The following is a 13,908-nucleotide window of genomic DNA, read 5'->3' as shown; positions in this document are numbered from 1 at the left end:
AGTATTACTCTTTTTCAGAAAAGCCGTCTTCGTCGGCAGAGATGCGACCCGACCCGTCATCAATCCAATACCCGCTGGTGTTATCGCCGTTGTCGAGCATGAAGAGCGAATAGTATAGGTCCTGGATGCCGGTGTCGGTCATGGTGCCCGACGTAACGAGGATCAGCCGTGCTTCGTCGCCACCGGAGGTTGCATGGATCTCGGCAAACACCGAAAACTTGTTGCCCGTACCAGATATAAAGCTGCCGATGCCTTCGCCGCTTTCGGGACCGTTCTGGTAATTCTTTTTAATGGTGAGTTTCTCATTGTCCTGGTCAAAGAATGTTACGACGTAATCTTCAAAGATGTGGCCCGGCTGGTACGGGTCGTTTTCAATATTGGAAGCCTTCAATTCCAGGAGCGATGCACGGAACGTGCCGGTGAGATCGGGGGGTGTTGTGCCCTCGTGAACGGGCATGCCCAGCGACTTCATTTCGGTCAGGAGCCCGGCGGGCACGAGGTTGGTGATGTCTTTCGACAGGCCGTCAGCCGGCGCATTGTCGTCATCGTCGCTGCCGCAGCTGCTCACCAGGGCCAGTAAAGTGCCCGTCAGCACACAAAGAACGATCTGTTTCATACGGGATAGAGGGGTTATAGAGTTCAAAGAAACAACGGCCAGGGCCGTCAGGCAATAACCCTTTTGGGTATGGAAAAAAGCCTTTTTAGCTGTTGCAGCACCTGTTTTAAATTATTTGATACTAAATTGTAGAACATATCAGCCAATTCCCCGTTATTTACTCTACAATTTAGTAACAAATGAAAGAGACACGTTTAGGTGAATTCGAAGAGGTCATTCTGCTGTTGGTGGGGATCCTCGGCGAAGAAGCGTATGCCTTTAAGATCGCAGAAGAGTATGAGACCCAGTCGGGGCGCGCGACTTCCATCGGGGCCACGCACTCTACGCTGGATAGAATGGAGGCAAAAGGCTTTTTAAAATCCGAGATGGGCAACGCCACGGCGGAGCGTGGCGGCCGGCGCAAACGCATCTTTACCATTACGGCCCTGGGCAAGCGCGTGCTGAAAGAGTCGCGCGATTTTCGCATGTCGCTGTGGAGTCAATATCCTGCGTTTGCTGACAAACTGAATTACCTCGGTGCCCTTTGAAACCAACTGATATGATACCGCCACCGCTGGCCCAACGCCTGTTACAGCGTTTTCTGCGCGAGGATCTGGCCGAGGATGTGATGGGCGACCTGGAAGAAGATTTCCACCGCACACTGAGCCGCAAACCGCCCTGGCGTGCCCGGCTTCATTATTGGTACCAGGTCGTTCACTATATACGGCCCTTTGCCCTGCGCAAGTCATCACCCCGACCCTTAACCCATTACGCCATGCTACAAAGTTACTTTACCGTGGGATGGAGAAACCTCTCCAAGAACAAAATGTATTCGTCGATCAAGATCGGCGGCTTCGCCCTGGGCATTGCCGCGTGTATGTTGATCACCTTGTTTATCCGGGACGAGCTGCGTTACGACACGCACTACCCGGAGAAAGACCGGATCTATCGCGTGTACCAGATATTCAATGACAATGGCGAGATCCTCAAAGCCGTTTGGTTTCAGGCGCCGTTTGCCCGCGCATTGAAAGAAGACTTTCCGGAAGTAGAAAAGGCCGGACGTTACCTGTCGAGCGAGTTGTTCGGCGCGGGCAACAACCAGCTGCGCCGGGTGGATGAGACCGATAACACGTACGAAGAAGGTTTTATCTATATGGACCAGGAGCTGCTGGATATTCTGAAGCTGCCGGTAGTATATGGTCACCCCGCCCATTTGCTGGACAAGCCCGGCACCATCGTCATCACCAAAAGCAAGGCCGATAAATATTTTCCGAACGAGAACCCCGTCGGCAAACAATTGGTCATGAACAACGACCGCGACAATCCTTTCACAGTGGGGGGTGTGATAGCGGACCTGCCGGCTACGTCGCATCTTCAATTCAACTTTGCGATGACGATGCAGGGAAGGGAGTTCTGGCCGGGCGAGCAAAACACATGGTCGGCTACGAACTATCCCACCTATGTATTGCTACGGCCGGGTACGGACCCGCGCGCGTTTCAAAAGAAGCTGGGCCTGATAACCGATAAATACCTGCTGCCGATGTTGAAACAGCTCGGCCGCGTCAACGCCGAGGAGATGGCGAGAAATTTCAAGATGGATGTGCAACCGGTCTCCGACATTCATCTCTACAGCGCCGGTATTCAGGATGGGCTCAGTCATAGCGATATACGCTTTGTATGGTTGTTCGGCGCGATTGCCGGGTTTATACTGCTGATCGCCTGTATCAATTTTATCAACCTGTCTACCGCCAAGTCGGCGAACCGGGCAAAAGAGGTTGGCTTGCGAAAGACCGTGGGCTCGCATCGCAGCAACATTGTATACCAGTTCCTGACCGAGTCGTTGCTCTTCAGCCTCATCTCGTTTGCACTGGGTATGGTACTGGCGTGGCTATTGATACCGTATTTTAATCAACTGGCGTCCAAGTCGCTTGTATTCCCGTGGACGGTCTGGCAAGTATACCCTATATTGATCGGGGCGATTTTCGTAGTGGGTATATTGTCGGGGCTTTACCCGTCATTCTATCTTTCGTCTTTCAAACCCATCAGCGTATTGAAAGGAAATCTGGCCCGGGGCAGCAAGAGCGGCTCGATGCGTAGCACGCTGGTGATCTTTCAGTTCGCTACTTCGATCGTCTTGATCGCCGCTACGGTGATCATTTACCGGCAGATGGACTATATCCTCAATAAAGACCTGGGATTCGACAAGGACCAGGTGGTATTGATACAGGGTGTCAACACGCTGGATCGTCAGCGGCAAACGTTTAAAGAAGAGCTGCAGCAGCTGTCGTACGTAAAAAGTGCCACGTTGGCAGACTTCCTGCCCGTGCGGGGTACAAAACGCAATGGCAATGGTTTCTTTCTGGAAGGTAAGCGAAATGTAAACAAAGATGTGAGCGGTCAGTTCTGGGAAGTCGATCACGACTACATCCGCACGCTCGGCATGAAGATCGTAGAAGGCCGCGACTTTTCTGCGAAGATGCCTACCGACTCGGGCGCTGTTATCATTAACCAGGCCATGGCGCGCGAGCTGGGGTTAAAAGAGGCCGTTGGCAAACGCATTGAGAATTACCGCGGGTGGGAAGTTATCGGTGTGGTGGAAGACTTCCACTACGAGTCCATGCGCGGTAAGATTGAGCCTTTGGCCATGGTGATCAGCCCGGGACGGAACATTCTCTCGGTAAAGGTAAACGCTACGGATATGAAGAGCGCCCTGACGGGCATCGAGAACGTCTGGAAGAAGTTCGCTCCGCATCAACCGGTGCGGTACACGTTCCTGGATGACCAGTATGCCCGGATGTATGCCGACGTGCAGCGCATGGGCCGAATCTTCGTCACGTTTGCCTGCCTGGCCATTGTGGTGGCGTGCCTCGGACTGTTTGCCCTGTCGGCCTTCATGATCGAGCAACGAGGCAAGGAGATCAGCATTCGCCTGGTGTTGGGTGCCTCCATGAAGACTATATTCCGTTTGCTGACGGTTAATTTCTTAAAGCTGGTATTGATCGCGCTCGTGATCGCCGTTCCCATCGCCTGGTTTGCCATGCAGAAGTGGTTGGAGGACTTTGCCTATCGTATCGAAATTACCTGGGATGTCTTTTTGTGGGCGGGTGTCCTGGCGGTGTCCATTGCCGTGCTGACGATCAGCTACCAGTCTATCCGCGCCGCGCTGGCAAGACCGGTGGACAAGCTGCGGGCGGAGTAAGTGCCGTCCCTATAAAAAAGCGTGTCATATCTGTCACAAGATGCTTATCTTGCCTGTACAGATATGACACGTTTTTTTATACCCCTGCTGAAACGCTCCCTGCCGCTGATGGCCCTGAGCCTGTTATTTGCCACCTGTAAACCTTCCACACCGGCTACGGAGGAGGGGGAGTGGATATCTTTGTTTAACGGCAAAGACCTGAACGACTGGATCGTCAAGATCCACCACCACGACGTCGACGTAAATTTTGGCAATACCTTTCGCGTGGAGGACGGTATGATCAAAGTTCGTTACGACCAGTATGGCGACTTCCAGGATCAGTTTGCGCACCTGTACTACAAGCAGCCTTTCTCGCACTTCCACCTGGTGGTAGAATATCGCTTTACCGGCGAGCTGCAACGGGGCGCCCCCGACTATACCGTGTTAAATAGCGGTGTGATGTATCATGCGCTGGACCCCCACACCATGTTAAAAGAACAAGACTGGCCCATTTCCGTCGAGATGCAGTTCCTGGCCGGCCTCGGCGATGGCCAGCCGCGGCCAACCGGTAATATGTGCTCGCCCGGCACAGACATTGTTTACAACGGAACGTTATACGACGGACACTGCCTGAATTCGACGTCGAAGACCTACGACCGCGATGCCTGGGTGCGTGCCGAGTTGATCGTGCTGGGTGATTCGCTGATCACACACATTATCGAAGGCGACACCGTGCTGCAGTATACACATCCCACTATTGGAGGCGGTGTGGTGCATGGCTACGACTCGACGGTGTGGAAGCCGGGTACGCCGCTAAAGGAAGGGTTTATTGCGCTGCAAAGCGAAGGGCAGCCGATCGATTTCCGCAAGGTGGAACTACGCAACCTGGCGAAGTGACCGGGTTAAAGCCGCTTGGGAGGTGCGAGGTTGATCTTGGCCAGCTCCCGGATGAGCAGCACAAAACATAAAAAGGTGATGACGTTGATCGCGACGGTACCGCCCAGGCGTACTTCGATATTAAGTCCCGTTTTGGAATAAAAGCGGAAGCTCTCCCCATAGATGTTGAATGAGCGCAGGCCGTAGTACACCAGCAGCGCGACGATCGCCCAACCCTTGCCCTGTACGACCTGGTAGGCTATCCAGCAGGTAAACAACTCTACGACGCATAAAAACAGAATAAGGCCATTGGCCATGTTGCCACTGACGGCTGCAGCAGCCACATCGATCACAAAAGAAACGACGGTGACCACCAGGACGATGAGGCTGATAATGCTTTTCTTCATTATTTGGACTTCTTTGCCACTGCAATATGCATCAAAAGTTCCAGTCGCGGGCAGGTGCCCAGCACCGGGTCAGGCCACCGCGACCTGTTTCAGCTTCGCTTTTTGCGCGCGCAGCGCATCTCTCCCGAAACGGCGGAGCAGGCGATAGTGCGAGGCCAATGCCGTTGCAAAGGACTTATTCTCATAGTAGGGAACACCAAATTCCGCGGCTGTCTGCTGTACGATGTCTGACAATGCGCGGTAGTGCGTGTGGCATACTTTGGGAAACAAGTGATGCTCTACCTGCATATTCAATCCACCACAGAGGAAGGTTGTCAGGAAGCTTTTCCGGCCGAAGTTGGCCGTTGTGCGAAGTTGATGTACGGCCCAGGCATCTTCCATACAGCCGGAAATATGGGCTTCGGGAAATTCGAGGTCTTCTACAATATGCGCCAGCTGGAACACCAGGCCCAGGACAAACCCTTTTGCCATTTGCATCGCGAAGAAACCGATGATAAACTGCCACCAGGTGATCTGATCGAGTACGATCAGGGGCAATACTATAACCAGGCCGTAGTATAGCGCTTTGAAAAAGAACAATTTGTAGTATTCTATGCGCGGATGTTTTCGGGTGTCGTAGCTCCCGATGCGGTCCTGGAAAAATTTTTGATAGTCTTTTACGAAGATCCAGGATAAACTGGCAAAGCCGTAGAGCAGAAATGCGTAGAAGTGCTGATACCGTTGTATACCCGAAGGCGTGTCTTGCGGACAAACGCTGACAAGTCCGGGCGCTACCACCAGGTCGTCGTCATGGTCATGGATATTAGTATACATGTGGTGCACCAGGTTGTGCGAGATCTTCCAGTTATAGGTGTTGGCACCGATCAGGTGGAAAATTCCACCGAGCGCCGTGTTTACGGCAGCATGGCGTGAGTAGGAACCGTGCAAGGCATCATGGCAAACGTTGAACCCTATAAACGCTGAGAACATTCCCAGAACGATCGCCATGGCCAGCAGGACAAGCGGGCTGAATCCGCCGAACAGGATGAGTAAATATAGGCCCAGTGCACCCCCTGTATAAAATACGGTTTTGGCGATCATCGCCCCATCTGCATCCCGCGCGATGTTATTGGATGAGAAGTAAAGGTCCGCCCGCTTGCGCAACAGCGCGTAGAAGCCGCGATAGTCGCTGGTAAATTTAAGAGTCGCTGGAATCAAAATAGGGGGATAATAAATACAGTACGATGGGACAGCATGGGAATGAAGTATAGCTCATTCTCTTGTAAGATAGGGCTAATTCGGTCCGCTCACAAGCTGACAAGCGTAAGGGTAGGAAAAATGCGGTAAAAGGGGCACAAATACCGGCTATCCGGTAGGGGATATACGTAATTTAAGGTAGGAAGGATGTTATTCCCGTGCGTCGTTTACTTCCACCCAATAGCCGTCGGGATCTTGCACCCACAGTTGCTTGACGCCGTCCATGCGGGTAGTGACCGCTTGTTTGTTGCCGTCGCGGTCTTCCCAGCGCATGTTGAATTTCTTCAGCACGCCGACAAACGCGTCTACGCTGGCCACGCTAAAACACGTGTGTTGGTTCTTATAGTATTCTTTCCGGGCGGGTGCCCCTTGTATGATGTGTAGGGCCATGCCCGGGCCGGTGCGTAACCAGGTATGTTTACCATCGCGGAAGGGATTGGCAATGGTGTCCAGCCCCAATACCGTTTGATAAAAGAATGTACTTGCGGCGAGGTCTTGTACATAAATGGCCGTGTGGTTGAGGCGGGCTTTGGTGGCAGACGTCTGTGCGTAGGAAGCGGTGCAGGCCGTAGCGACCACCAGCAGTATAGGAAGCATGCGATTCATATCGTCAAGATACAACAGTAACCGGCCCCTGCCAATCGCGGCAGGATGGCCGGTCGAATAGATCATTTCGCGGTGAGCGGGTGCCCCAGGTATATAATCATCAGCGAAAGCAGGAAGAACGGTACCTCGATCGCGAACCCCCGCAGGTCTTTGTGCTGCAGTTCCAGCGCCATGATGAACAGGATGCCGGCCGCCATCAGAAAGTTGCCGTACAGGAACGTGCGGGGAAAGGGGATGAGGACGGCGCTGGCGAGTGTGATCACGCCCAGCGCCGTTATCCCTGTACCGGCCACGCCCAACCGTCCGAACATACGCAGCATGTCGGGCTTTGCGGCAACCATTGCCCACCCTTGTTTCAGCCCCATGACGATAGCGAACAGCATCAGCATAGCCTGGAGGATCTTTAAAAGTGTTGCCATGAGTATAGTATTTATAGTATGGGTTAATAGATCGATCCGCCGTTTACCAGCAGGTGTTGTCCGGAGACAAAGCCCGCCAGGTCGCTGGCAAAGAACTCGGCGATGTCGGCTACGTCGTCTACCGTCGTGAGGCGGCCCATCGGTGAGCCGTTCAGTAGCTCCTGGTAGAACGGATCGCCGGTAGACATCTCGCTGAACACGCCGGTCGCGGCTACCGGACCGGGTATGATGGAGTTAACGGTCACACCGCGGTGGCCGATCTCCTTCGCGAGGATCTCCACCAGGTATTTGGGTGTGGTCTTGCTGCCGCCGTATACCGCCATGCCGGGCACGGGCGATGTGGTGGTGCTGGACGAGATATAGAGGATCCGGCCGTTGTCGGCAATGTGGCGTGCGGCCTCCTGCAGGGTAAAGTACGAGCCTTTTACGTTGATGCTGAAGACGCGGTCAAATTGTTCTTCCGTAAAATCGGTCACGGGCAGTTGGATCAGTTCGATGCCGGCATTGGCCACCACGATGTCGATCTTGCCAAAGGCCTTCAAGCCCTCCTGGAACAGCCGGGCCACGTCCTGCGGCTTGGTAACGTCGGCCTGCACGGCAATGACCCTGGCGCCCATGCCGGTGATATTTTTGACGACCTCTTCGGTAGAGGCTTTGTCACGCGAGTAGTTCAGAATGATGCTGGCGCCGAGGGCGGCGTAACGTTCGGCGATAGCTTTACCCAGGCCCCGGGCAGAGCCTGTAATAAGAGCGACTTTGTTTTGGAGGGTGTTCATATAATGGATATTTGGAATTGTAAAGGCAATAGGGTTCTGTGCGGCCTTGCGGCCGCGGATGGAATGATGATAAAAGGATAGTAAGGAAGTGGTGCGACCGGATCAGGCCATGGCACCGTTTACGCCGATGTTCTGGCCGCTGATCCACTTGGCATCGTCGCTGGCCAGGAATGTTACCACGGGAGCGATATCCGAAGGCTCGCCAATGCGGTTAAAGGCCGACAGCGCCGCCAGGCGGCCGATGAGCTCTTCGCTCTTACCGGTGGTGAACAGCTCGGTGTTGGTCGGTCCGGGCGAAACAGAGTTGACGTTGATATTACGTTTGCCGATCTCTTTGGCGAATACCCGCGTGAGCTGCTCGACGGCACTTTTGGTAGCGGCGTAGACAGCATACCCCGGTGACATCGGCCGGTTTACCGACGTTGAGAAGTTGATGATCGTGCCGTTGTCGGCCAGTTTTGTAGCGGCCACCCGCAAGGTGTTGAATACACCGCGTACGTTAATGTCAAACTGACGGGTAAAGTCTTCATCGGTGGTGTCGGCCAGGGACTTGACGATCATGATGCCGGCGTTGTTTACCAGTACATCCACTCGGCCGAAGGCCGCGATGGCTTCGTCAAACAGACGGTCTACGTCGGTCGGCTTGCTGACATCGGCCTGCACGGCTTTGGCCTGGCCGCCGGCGGCGGTGATGCTTTTGACGACCTCTTCGGCCGAGGCCTGGCTGCCGGCATAATTGACGATGACTTTTGCGCCGGCCTGGGCTAATGATTGTGCTACGGCGGCACCTATACCCCGGGATGCTCCCGTGACGATGGCTACTTTGTTTTTTACAGTGCTCATAATGTTGTGTTGTTTAATAGAACGATACAAAGGTGCATCCTCCGACCCTCCGAAAAAGTACGGATTCTTAAGGACTACTTGTAAATATCCAAGATCGGGCTTCTAACCCTGGCTGGATTCGCGCCGGAAGGCGTTTGGCGTCAGGCTGGTGTGTTTTTTAAAGTAGTTGCTGAAGTGAGCAGACTCTGAAAAACCGAGCCGAAAGGCAATTTCCTTTACAGGAATGGAAGAATTGCGCAGCAACGACTTGGCTTCGCCGATGGTCTTGTCGGTGATCCACGCGCTGACGGCGCGCCCCGTTTTGCTTTTGATCACATTGCTGAGATAGTTGGGGTGCAGGTTCAGGCTGCGGGCATAGTCCTGCGCCTGGAACAATGTGTTGGTTTTACCGTCGGCCAGGTCGCGGTAGTGTTTTTCCAGCAGGCTTTTGAACGCCTTTACGAGCTGCGAGCTGCGATTGCCCTCGTAGATGGGATTGTAGTCCTCCCAGAAATATTCCTTTACCTTAAGAAGCAGCACCACAAAGAGGCTACCGATCAGGCGGTGCTTGTAAGGCGACGAAGCCTCGTGCTCTTTTAAGATCTGCAGGTACAAGCGCTCGAATTCTGTGTATACCTCGGGCTGCAGGGTGCGCGGTGGCACGGTCTCGGCCAGCAGGAACGAAAATTCCTGGAACACATCGGGGTGTACGTTCTCCTTTAAAAAGGACTCGCTGAACGTAACGAGGTAGACCTCGTCCAACTGCAGCCACTCAAACGACTTGTAATGACCGGGGTTGGTGAAATAGATCGTGCCAGGCGAGGTATCGAAAACATGGTCGTCGGTGGAATACCGGCCGCGGCCGTTCTTGACAAAGACAAAAGAAAAGTAGTTGGCGCGGTATACCGGCGACTTAAAGGGCAGGTCCAGGTGTATCCGGGCCAGGTTGTGGATGGTAAATTCAGCCTCTGCGTCGATCAGGTCTACCGGCAGCCCGATGTCGTGGTAGGTGTCATACAGATTGTCGAACCGTTCAATTTTTTCCTGCTCCTTCATAAACCGGGCAGACGCCGGGTGCGAGGCTGCCTGCCCGCTATAATACGATTTCGGGTGGATTTTTGCGAATCAGATCTGCGAGAAGATCCGTTCGACGCCGTTGTCGGAACGGTCATAGCCGGCACGCAGCCGCCCAAACGCTTTGTCCACCACCGCAATGTTCCGCACATGGCTGAGGTCTACCAACAGCCAGTCAAAGGTGCGCGACGCGCTGCCGCCGCCATATTGGTAGCACCATAGCACGGGTATGCCCGCAGGCGATAAGCCATAGCAGTACGGCTCTACAAGACGGTGAAATCCTTCGTAGTGAAATGAGAGTACTCGCCGGTACTGAATGGCCAGTAGGATCTCGACATTTGCGGGGGCCGTTGTCGTGGGGTGCTTATACATGTTGGTCGCCGAAGCGTAGGGTCCAAAATATATCTGTACATGAGAGCTGCCGGTGGATGAACTCCTGGATCCGCCGCAACCCGTGCTTAGCAGAGATGCTGTACTTTGGCTTTTCAGCAAAACTTGATTCAAGTTAAAGATTATACAGATAGTGTCAAACGTGGAGTTACATTTCTTTTCGCAGCGTGCAGCATAGGTGCACACTTGTTCGGCATACAGCCTGCAGCGTGCAGTATATATGCACACTTATGACACTTGTTCGGCATAAAGATCTTTTACATAGCGGCTGATGTACGTACTCAGGCCTCTTCCCTCGCGTGCCAGGGTTTTCATATTCTGGACGTGCTCTTTTCCGGTAATGGCATGATTATACTTATAGGTGTGTCCGCCTTTGAACGCAACAATGATCGAGTCGCGTTCGATGCTATACGATGTAATGCCCGAGTTTCCCTGTAGATTTTTGTACCGGTCCATAGGAATGTATATACTAAAATTATACCACGTGAATTTCCTGTCGGGCTGACCCACAATGCCCCTGCTGCTGCCGGCCACGGAAGAACCGCTGGGTCTTTTATACCGGAAAAATAAGGTATAGAGCCGATGCATTAACTTCAGTTCAGCAAATATGCACTCCGTTGATACTGTGAAGTGAGTTTTTTGTCGTTTTGTCAAAATTATACGGCTTTTTTGTCCGATTGCGTATATCCCAGGCGATACGAGAACGGCTGAAAACCGTTGCGACTAGTACAATTGTACTACTTCGGGTAGTACAATTGTACTATTCCGAACAAAACACTTACGGGTGGAGGCCATGTATGGATGTGTACGAAAAACAAGTGTTTAGTATAGCTATTAAAAGCAACTTTATTTAAACGACTCGGTGAAACGTTCTTGTAGCCGGTCGAAATGATCAATCAAAAATTTTTAACCACAATTAACCCCTTTTGACATTGTATGAAACTTGTCGAAGAAAAGAATGGTACTCTCGAGTACGACCCTTCCGTGCCCTGCATCACGGCTACTTTTACAGACTTTATGCCGACCGAACAGTTCAAGGCATTTTTAGAAAAAGGACTCGCGCACCTTATTGAAAAGAAAAAGAACCATTCACGGATTCTGTGGCTGGCCGACACCAGCCGTCACGCCGTGCAGCCCGAAAAAGATATCCAGTGGGTGGCAGAGGAATGGAATCCGCGCGCGCTCAAGGCCGGTATCAATCACGTTGCCTTTGTGTTACCGGAAAATGTTTTTGCCGTTCGCTCCGTGAAGGGTTATGCCGCAAAATCGGCAGCCAAGGAGGATGAAATGACGATCGAGTTTTTCGGCAAAATAGAAGATGCCAAGGATTGGTTCCGGAACCTGAAGCCGGCTACGGCTGCTCTCCGATAAGATTTGTTATTCAGCAGGGGCCTACGGGCCCCTGCGGCCTTTTCAGGCTTTGTTGTGAATATGTTTTTGTATCGTCTCAACTTACCCTACCTACCGTATGAAAGTCCAAACCGCCATTTCCACCCAAAACAAAAGAGGGTTTACCTACACCCTCACGTCCTTCGGAAAAGCCTTTATTAACGCCGCCTCCAAAGCCACCCACCCGGTGATGGATATCGGTGCCGCCTATGGCGTTGCCACGCTGCCCGCGTTGCTGACCGGAGCGCACGTCGTGGCAGTAGATATTGATGAAAGCCATCTGCAGGCTATTCGCGATACCGTCGGCGACGTGTTGAAACCACACCTGAAAACAATGCAGGGCCGCTTTCCGCATTTCGACATGGAAAGCGAATCGCTCAGCGCAGTGTACATGTCGCAGGTTTTACCCTTCCTGAATGGTGAAGAAATTGAAACAGGCGCCCGCAAAGTATACGACTGGCTTACGCCGGGCGGCGAAGTCTTTATTGTGTCGTTCACGCCCTACATCGACCACGTCAAAGCCTTCATCCCCGTATATGAAGAGCGCCGCCGTCAGGGAGTACGCTGGGCCGGATATATCGACGACGTGGCGCACTACAGCCACGACCCGGCAATCTATAGCCACTTGCCGAACCAGATCCATCACGTAGACGCCGATGACCTGACGTGGGCATTTGAAAAAGCCGGCTTTGTCATTCGCGAAGTCCGCTATTTTGGCGAAGAAGAAGGCGAGCTGCCCTCGGGCATTCGCATGGATGGCCGTGAGCGTGTGGGTCTGGTTGCCGTAAAGCCCTTTGCGCGCGGCTACCGTGGTGAACTGGGCCACTGGGAAAGTATTGCGACTGTCCCTGCCGATATCGTGCCGCCTATACTGCGCGAGTGGCTGTACAAGCCGTTTATATTGAGCCATGCCCTGAAGCGCGTGTGCAGCAATTTTGCCGTGAGCATCAGTGATCAATCCATCAAACCCATGTATGCCGACGAGGTCTCTGCCCTGCAGTGCTATACCTGTCCGGATGGCTATGTGCGCGAGACCTACCTGGGCAACGTAGAAGATCCGCTGGTCTATGCCCGCGTGACGATGCCCGAAACCACCTATCGCGCATGCCAGGAAGCGCTCGACACCCTCGGCAACCGCCCCATTGGTGAAACGCTGCTGTACAACAACCCGAACGTTACGCGCAGCGGGTTCGAGATCAAACGCGTAACCGAAAACGACGAACTCTTGTTTGACGTGCTCGTTCACTCGCACTTCTATAAAGCCGTCATCGAAAAGAGCAGCCGCGTGCCCGAGCTGTGGGCGCGTCGCTCGATCTTCCACCTGTACGGCCACCCGTTACTGATCACCGAAGTATTTTTGTGTAACATTCCCGACTACCGCGATTGAACCCGTGTGAGCGTGGAGTGTGAACGCGAAGAAAAGGCCAACGGCTTGTCGCGCTCACACCCACACGCACGCTGGTTCAGTTCCTGACATTTATCATGTTTTGGAATAATGTTTATCAACCCCCGCGCTGCTGGAAAGTCGGTACTTCGTTACCGCTGGGGATAGCCCTCTCCCCACGCATTTTTTAGTCAGGAACGTATATGAGAACAGAACAGAAATGGGCCGCGATCGGCCTTGCCATCGGCATGCTTTGTCCGCTGCTGCTCGTGGCACAACGCCTTGGAGAAAGTGACGAGACCTGGGGGGAAACCGCGGCCAACGGACTGGCCATCGCAACCCCCGCCGTATGCGCCGCAGGAGCCTTCCTGGCCGGCCGCAGGATCACCCGCGGGAAGGAGCGGTATGCACAGCAGGTCGACAACGACCGGAAACAATGGCTCATGCTCGACGACTTCATCGGCAGCCTCGACCGGGGCGACATGCATGCGCAAGTAGCCGAAGGGTTTGAAGACCGCAAGATCGCCGCCTTGCTGGAGGGGTATAAAACCAAGCTGATGGCCGAGAAGGAAGAAGAAGAACAGCGCACCTGGGAGACACGCGGCCTGGCCAGCTTTGGTGAGCTGCTGCGCGCCAGCACCGACCTGCAGCAACTGGCTGACGACGTCGTACGGTTCCTGGTAAAATATGTCGGGGCCAACCAGGGCTCGATCTTTTTCCTACAGGAGCAACCCGGCGAAGAACCGGCCTTAACCC

The 13,908-nt window shown here is 53.5% G+C and carries 15 protein-coding genes and 1 pseudogene; 6 read left to right on the top strand and 10 right to left on the bottom strand.

Going from position 1 to position 13,908, the window contains the following annotated elements; all coding sequences use genetic code 11:
- Positions 1–4 precede the first annotated feature (4 nt).
- A complete protein-coding gene (locus KK078_RS11225) occupies positions 5–616 on the bottom strand; it encodes a hypothetical protein (RefSeq protein WP_254090368.1) in 612 nt (203 codons plus the stop codon).
- 179 nt (positions 617–795) lie between these two features.
- Between KK078_RS11225 and KK078_RS11220 the strand changes: the two genes are divergently transcribed.
- The 3 genes from KK078_RS11220 (at position 796) to KK078_RS11210 (ending at position 4,670) form a co-directional block, all read left to right on the top strand.
- Positions 796–1,143, top strand: coding sequence for a PadR family transcriptional regulator (locus KK078_RS11220; RefSeq protein WP_254090367.1), 348 nt, complete (start codon positions 796–798; stop codon positions 1,141–1,143).
- On the top strand, positions 1,140–3,794 hold the full coding sequence (locus tag KK078_RS11215) for an ABC transporter permease (protein WP_254090366.1): 2,655 nt from the start codon (positions 1,140–1,142) through the stop codon (positions 3,792–3,794). Before KK078_RS11220 ends, KK078_RS11215 begins: the two co-directional genes overlap by 4 nt.
- A 63-nt stretch (positions 3,795–3,857) precedes the next feature.
- Complete coding sequence (locus tag KK078_RS11210) at positions 3,858–4,670, top strand: 3-keto-disaccharide hydrolase (protein ID WP_254090365.1); 813 nt, start codon at positions 3,858–3,860, stop codon at positions 4,668–4,670.
- Between the two features lie 5 nt (positions 4,671–4,675).
- Here the strand turns inward: KK078_RS11210 and KK078_RS11205 are convergent, their stop codons facing one another.
- The 9 genes from KK078_RS11205 to KK078_RS11165 all read right to left on the bottom strand — a co-directional run bounded on the left by KK078_RS11205 (position 4,676) and on the right by KK078_RS11165 (position 10,967).
- Positions 4,676–5,056: a hypothetical protein gene (locus KK078_RS11205; RefSeq protein WP_254090364.1), complete on the bottom strand. Its 381-nt coding sequence runs from the start codon at positions 5,054–5,056 to the stop codon at positions 4,676–4,678.
- Positions 5,057–5,125: 69 nt separating this feature from the next.
- Entirely contained in the window at positions 5,126–6,253 is a 1,128-nt protein-coding gene (locus KK078_RS11200) for a fatty acid desaturase family protein (protein ID WP_262898651.1), read from the bottom strand.
- Positions 6,254–6,442: 189 nt separating this feature from the next.
- Complete coding sequence (locus KK078_RS11195) at positions 6,443–6,889, bottom strand: VOC family protein (RefSeq protein ID WP_254090363.1); 447 nt, start codon at positions 6,887–6,889, stop codon at positions 6,443–6,445.
- A gap of 71 nt (positions 6,890–6,960) precedes the next feature.
- On the bottom strand, positions 6,961–7,317 hold the full coding sequence (locus KK078_RS11190; protein WP_254090362.1) for a hypothetical protein: 357 nt from the start codon (positions 7,315–7,317) through the stop codon (positions 6,961–6,963).
- A 23-nt stretch (positions 7,318–7,340) separates the two neighbouring features.
- Positions 7,341–8,093, bottom strand: coding sequence for an SDR family oxidoreductase (locus KK078_RS11185; RefSeq protein ID WP_254090361.1), 753 nt, complete (start codon positions 8,091–8,093; stop codon positions 7,341–7,343).
- Between the two features lie 102 nt (positions 8,094–8,195).
- On the bottom strand, positions 8,196–8,936 hold the full coding sequence (locus KK078_RS11180; RefSeq protein WP_254090360.1) for an SDR family oxidoreductase: 741 nt from the start codon (positions 8,934–8,936) through the stop codon (positions 8,196–8,198).
- Positions 8,937–9,038: 102 nt separating this feature from the next.
- Positions 9,039–9,971: a helix-turn-helix domain-containing protein gene (locus KK078_RS11175; RefSeq protein ID WP_254090359.1), complete on the bottom strand. Its 933-nt coding sequence runs from the start codon at positions 9,969–9,971 to the stop codon at positions 9,039–9,041.
- A gap of 69 nt (positions 9,972–10,040) precedes the next feature.
- Positions 10,041–10,361, bottom strand: a complete 321-nt coding sequence (locus KK078_RS11170) for a hypothetical protein (protein WP_254090358.1) — start codon at positions 10,359–10,361, stop codon at positions 10,041–10,043.
- A gap of 246 nt (positions 10,362–10,607) precedes the next feature.
- Entirely contained in the window at positions 10,608–10,967 is a 360-nt protein-coding gene (locus KK078_RS11165) for a hypothetical protein (protein ID WP_254090357.1), read from the bottom strand.
- Between the two features lie 348 nt (positions 10,968–11,315).
- On the opposite strand from KK078_RS11165, the gene KK078_RS11160 reads away from it, so the two are divergent.
- The 3 genes and pseudogenes from KK078_RS11160 to KK078_RS11150 all read left to right on the top strand — a co-directional run.
- The gene (locus tag KK078_RS11160) at positions 11,316–11,750 is read left to right on the top strand and encodes a hypothetical protein (RefSeq protein ID WP_254090356.1); all 435 of its coding nucleotides are present in this window, start codon (positions 11,316–11,318) and stop codon (positions 11,748–11,750) included.
- A gap of 97 nt (positions 11,751–11,847) precedes the next feature.
- On the top strand, positions 11,848–13,155 hold the full coding sequence (locus KK078_RS11155) for a chorismate lyase (protein ID WP_254090355.1): 1,308 nt from the start codon (positions 11,848–11,850) through the stop codon (positions 13,153–13,155).
- Positions 13,156–13,355: 200 nt separating this feature from the next.
- Positions 13,356–13,908, top strand: a pseudogene (locus KK078_RS11150) (hypothetical protein); the annotation flags it as partial.

The sequence above is a fragment of the Dawidia soli genome (assembly GCF_018598185.1).
GTDB lineage: Bacteria > Bacteroidota > Bacteroidia > Cytophagales > Cyclobacteriaceae > Ohtaekwangia > Ohtaekwangia soli.
Note: the sequence above shows the minus strand (reverse complement) of the source record. Positions and strands in the feature narration are given on the sequence as shown.

Bases quoted from the DNA above. Each gene is read 5' to 3' on its own strand.
- KK078_RS11225 (WP_254090368.1), bottom strand. From the start codon at position 616: ATGAAACAGATCGTTCTTTGTGTGCTGACGGGCACTTTACTGGCCCTG.
- KK078_RS11220 (WP_254090367.1), top strand. From the start codon at position 796: ATGAAAGAGACACGTTTAGGTGAATTCGAAGAGGTCATTCTGCTGTTG.
- KK078_RS11210 (WP_254090365.1), top strand. From the start codon at position 3,858: ATGACACGTTTTTTTATACCCCTGCTGAAACGCTCCCTGCCGCTGATG.
- KK078_RS11205 (WP_254090364.1), bottom strand. From the start codon at position 5,056: ATGAAGAAAAGCATTATCAGCCTCATCGTCCTGGTGGTCACCGTCGTT.
- KK078_RS11195 (WP_254090363.1), bottom strand. From the start codon at position 6,889: ATGCTTCCTATACTGCTGGTGGTCGCTACGGCCTGCACCGCTTCCTAC.
- KK078_RS11190 (WP_254090362.1), bottom strand. From the start codon at position 7,317: ATGGCAACACTTTTAAAGATCCTCCAGGCTATGCTGATGCTGTTCGCT.
- KK078_RS11185 (WP_254090361.1), bottom strand. From the start codon at position 8,093: ATGAACACCCTCCAAAACAAAGTCGCTCTTATTACAGGCTCTGCCCGG.
- KK078_RS11180 (WP_254090360.1), bottom strand. From the start codon at position 8,936: ATGAGCACTGTAAAAAACAAAGTAGCCATCGTCACGGGAGCATCCCGG.
- KK078_RS11175 (WP_254090359.1), bottom strand. From the start codon at position 9,971: ATGAAGGAGCAGGAAAAAATTGAACGGTTCGACAATCTGTATGACACC.
- KK078_RS11170 (WP_254090358.1), bottom strand. From the start codon at position 10,361: ATGTATAAGCACCCCACGACAACGGCCCCCGCAAATGTCGAGATCCTA.
- KK078_RS11165 (WP_254090357.1), bottom strand. From the start codon at position 10,967: ATGCATCGGCTCTATACCTTATTTTTCCGGTATAAAAGACCCAGCGGT.
- KK078_RS11160 (WP_254090356.1), top strand. From the start codon at position 11,316: ATGAAACTTGTCGAAGAAAAGAATGGTACTCTCGAGTACGACCCTTCC.
- KK078_RS11155 (WP_254090355.1), top strand. From the start codon at position 11,848: ATGAAAGTCCAAACCGCCATTTCCACCCAAAACAAAAGAGGGTTTACC.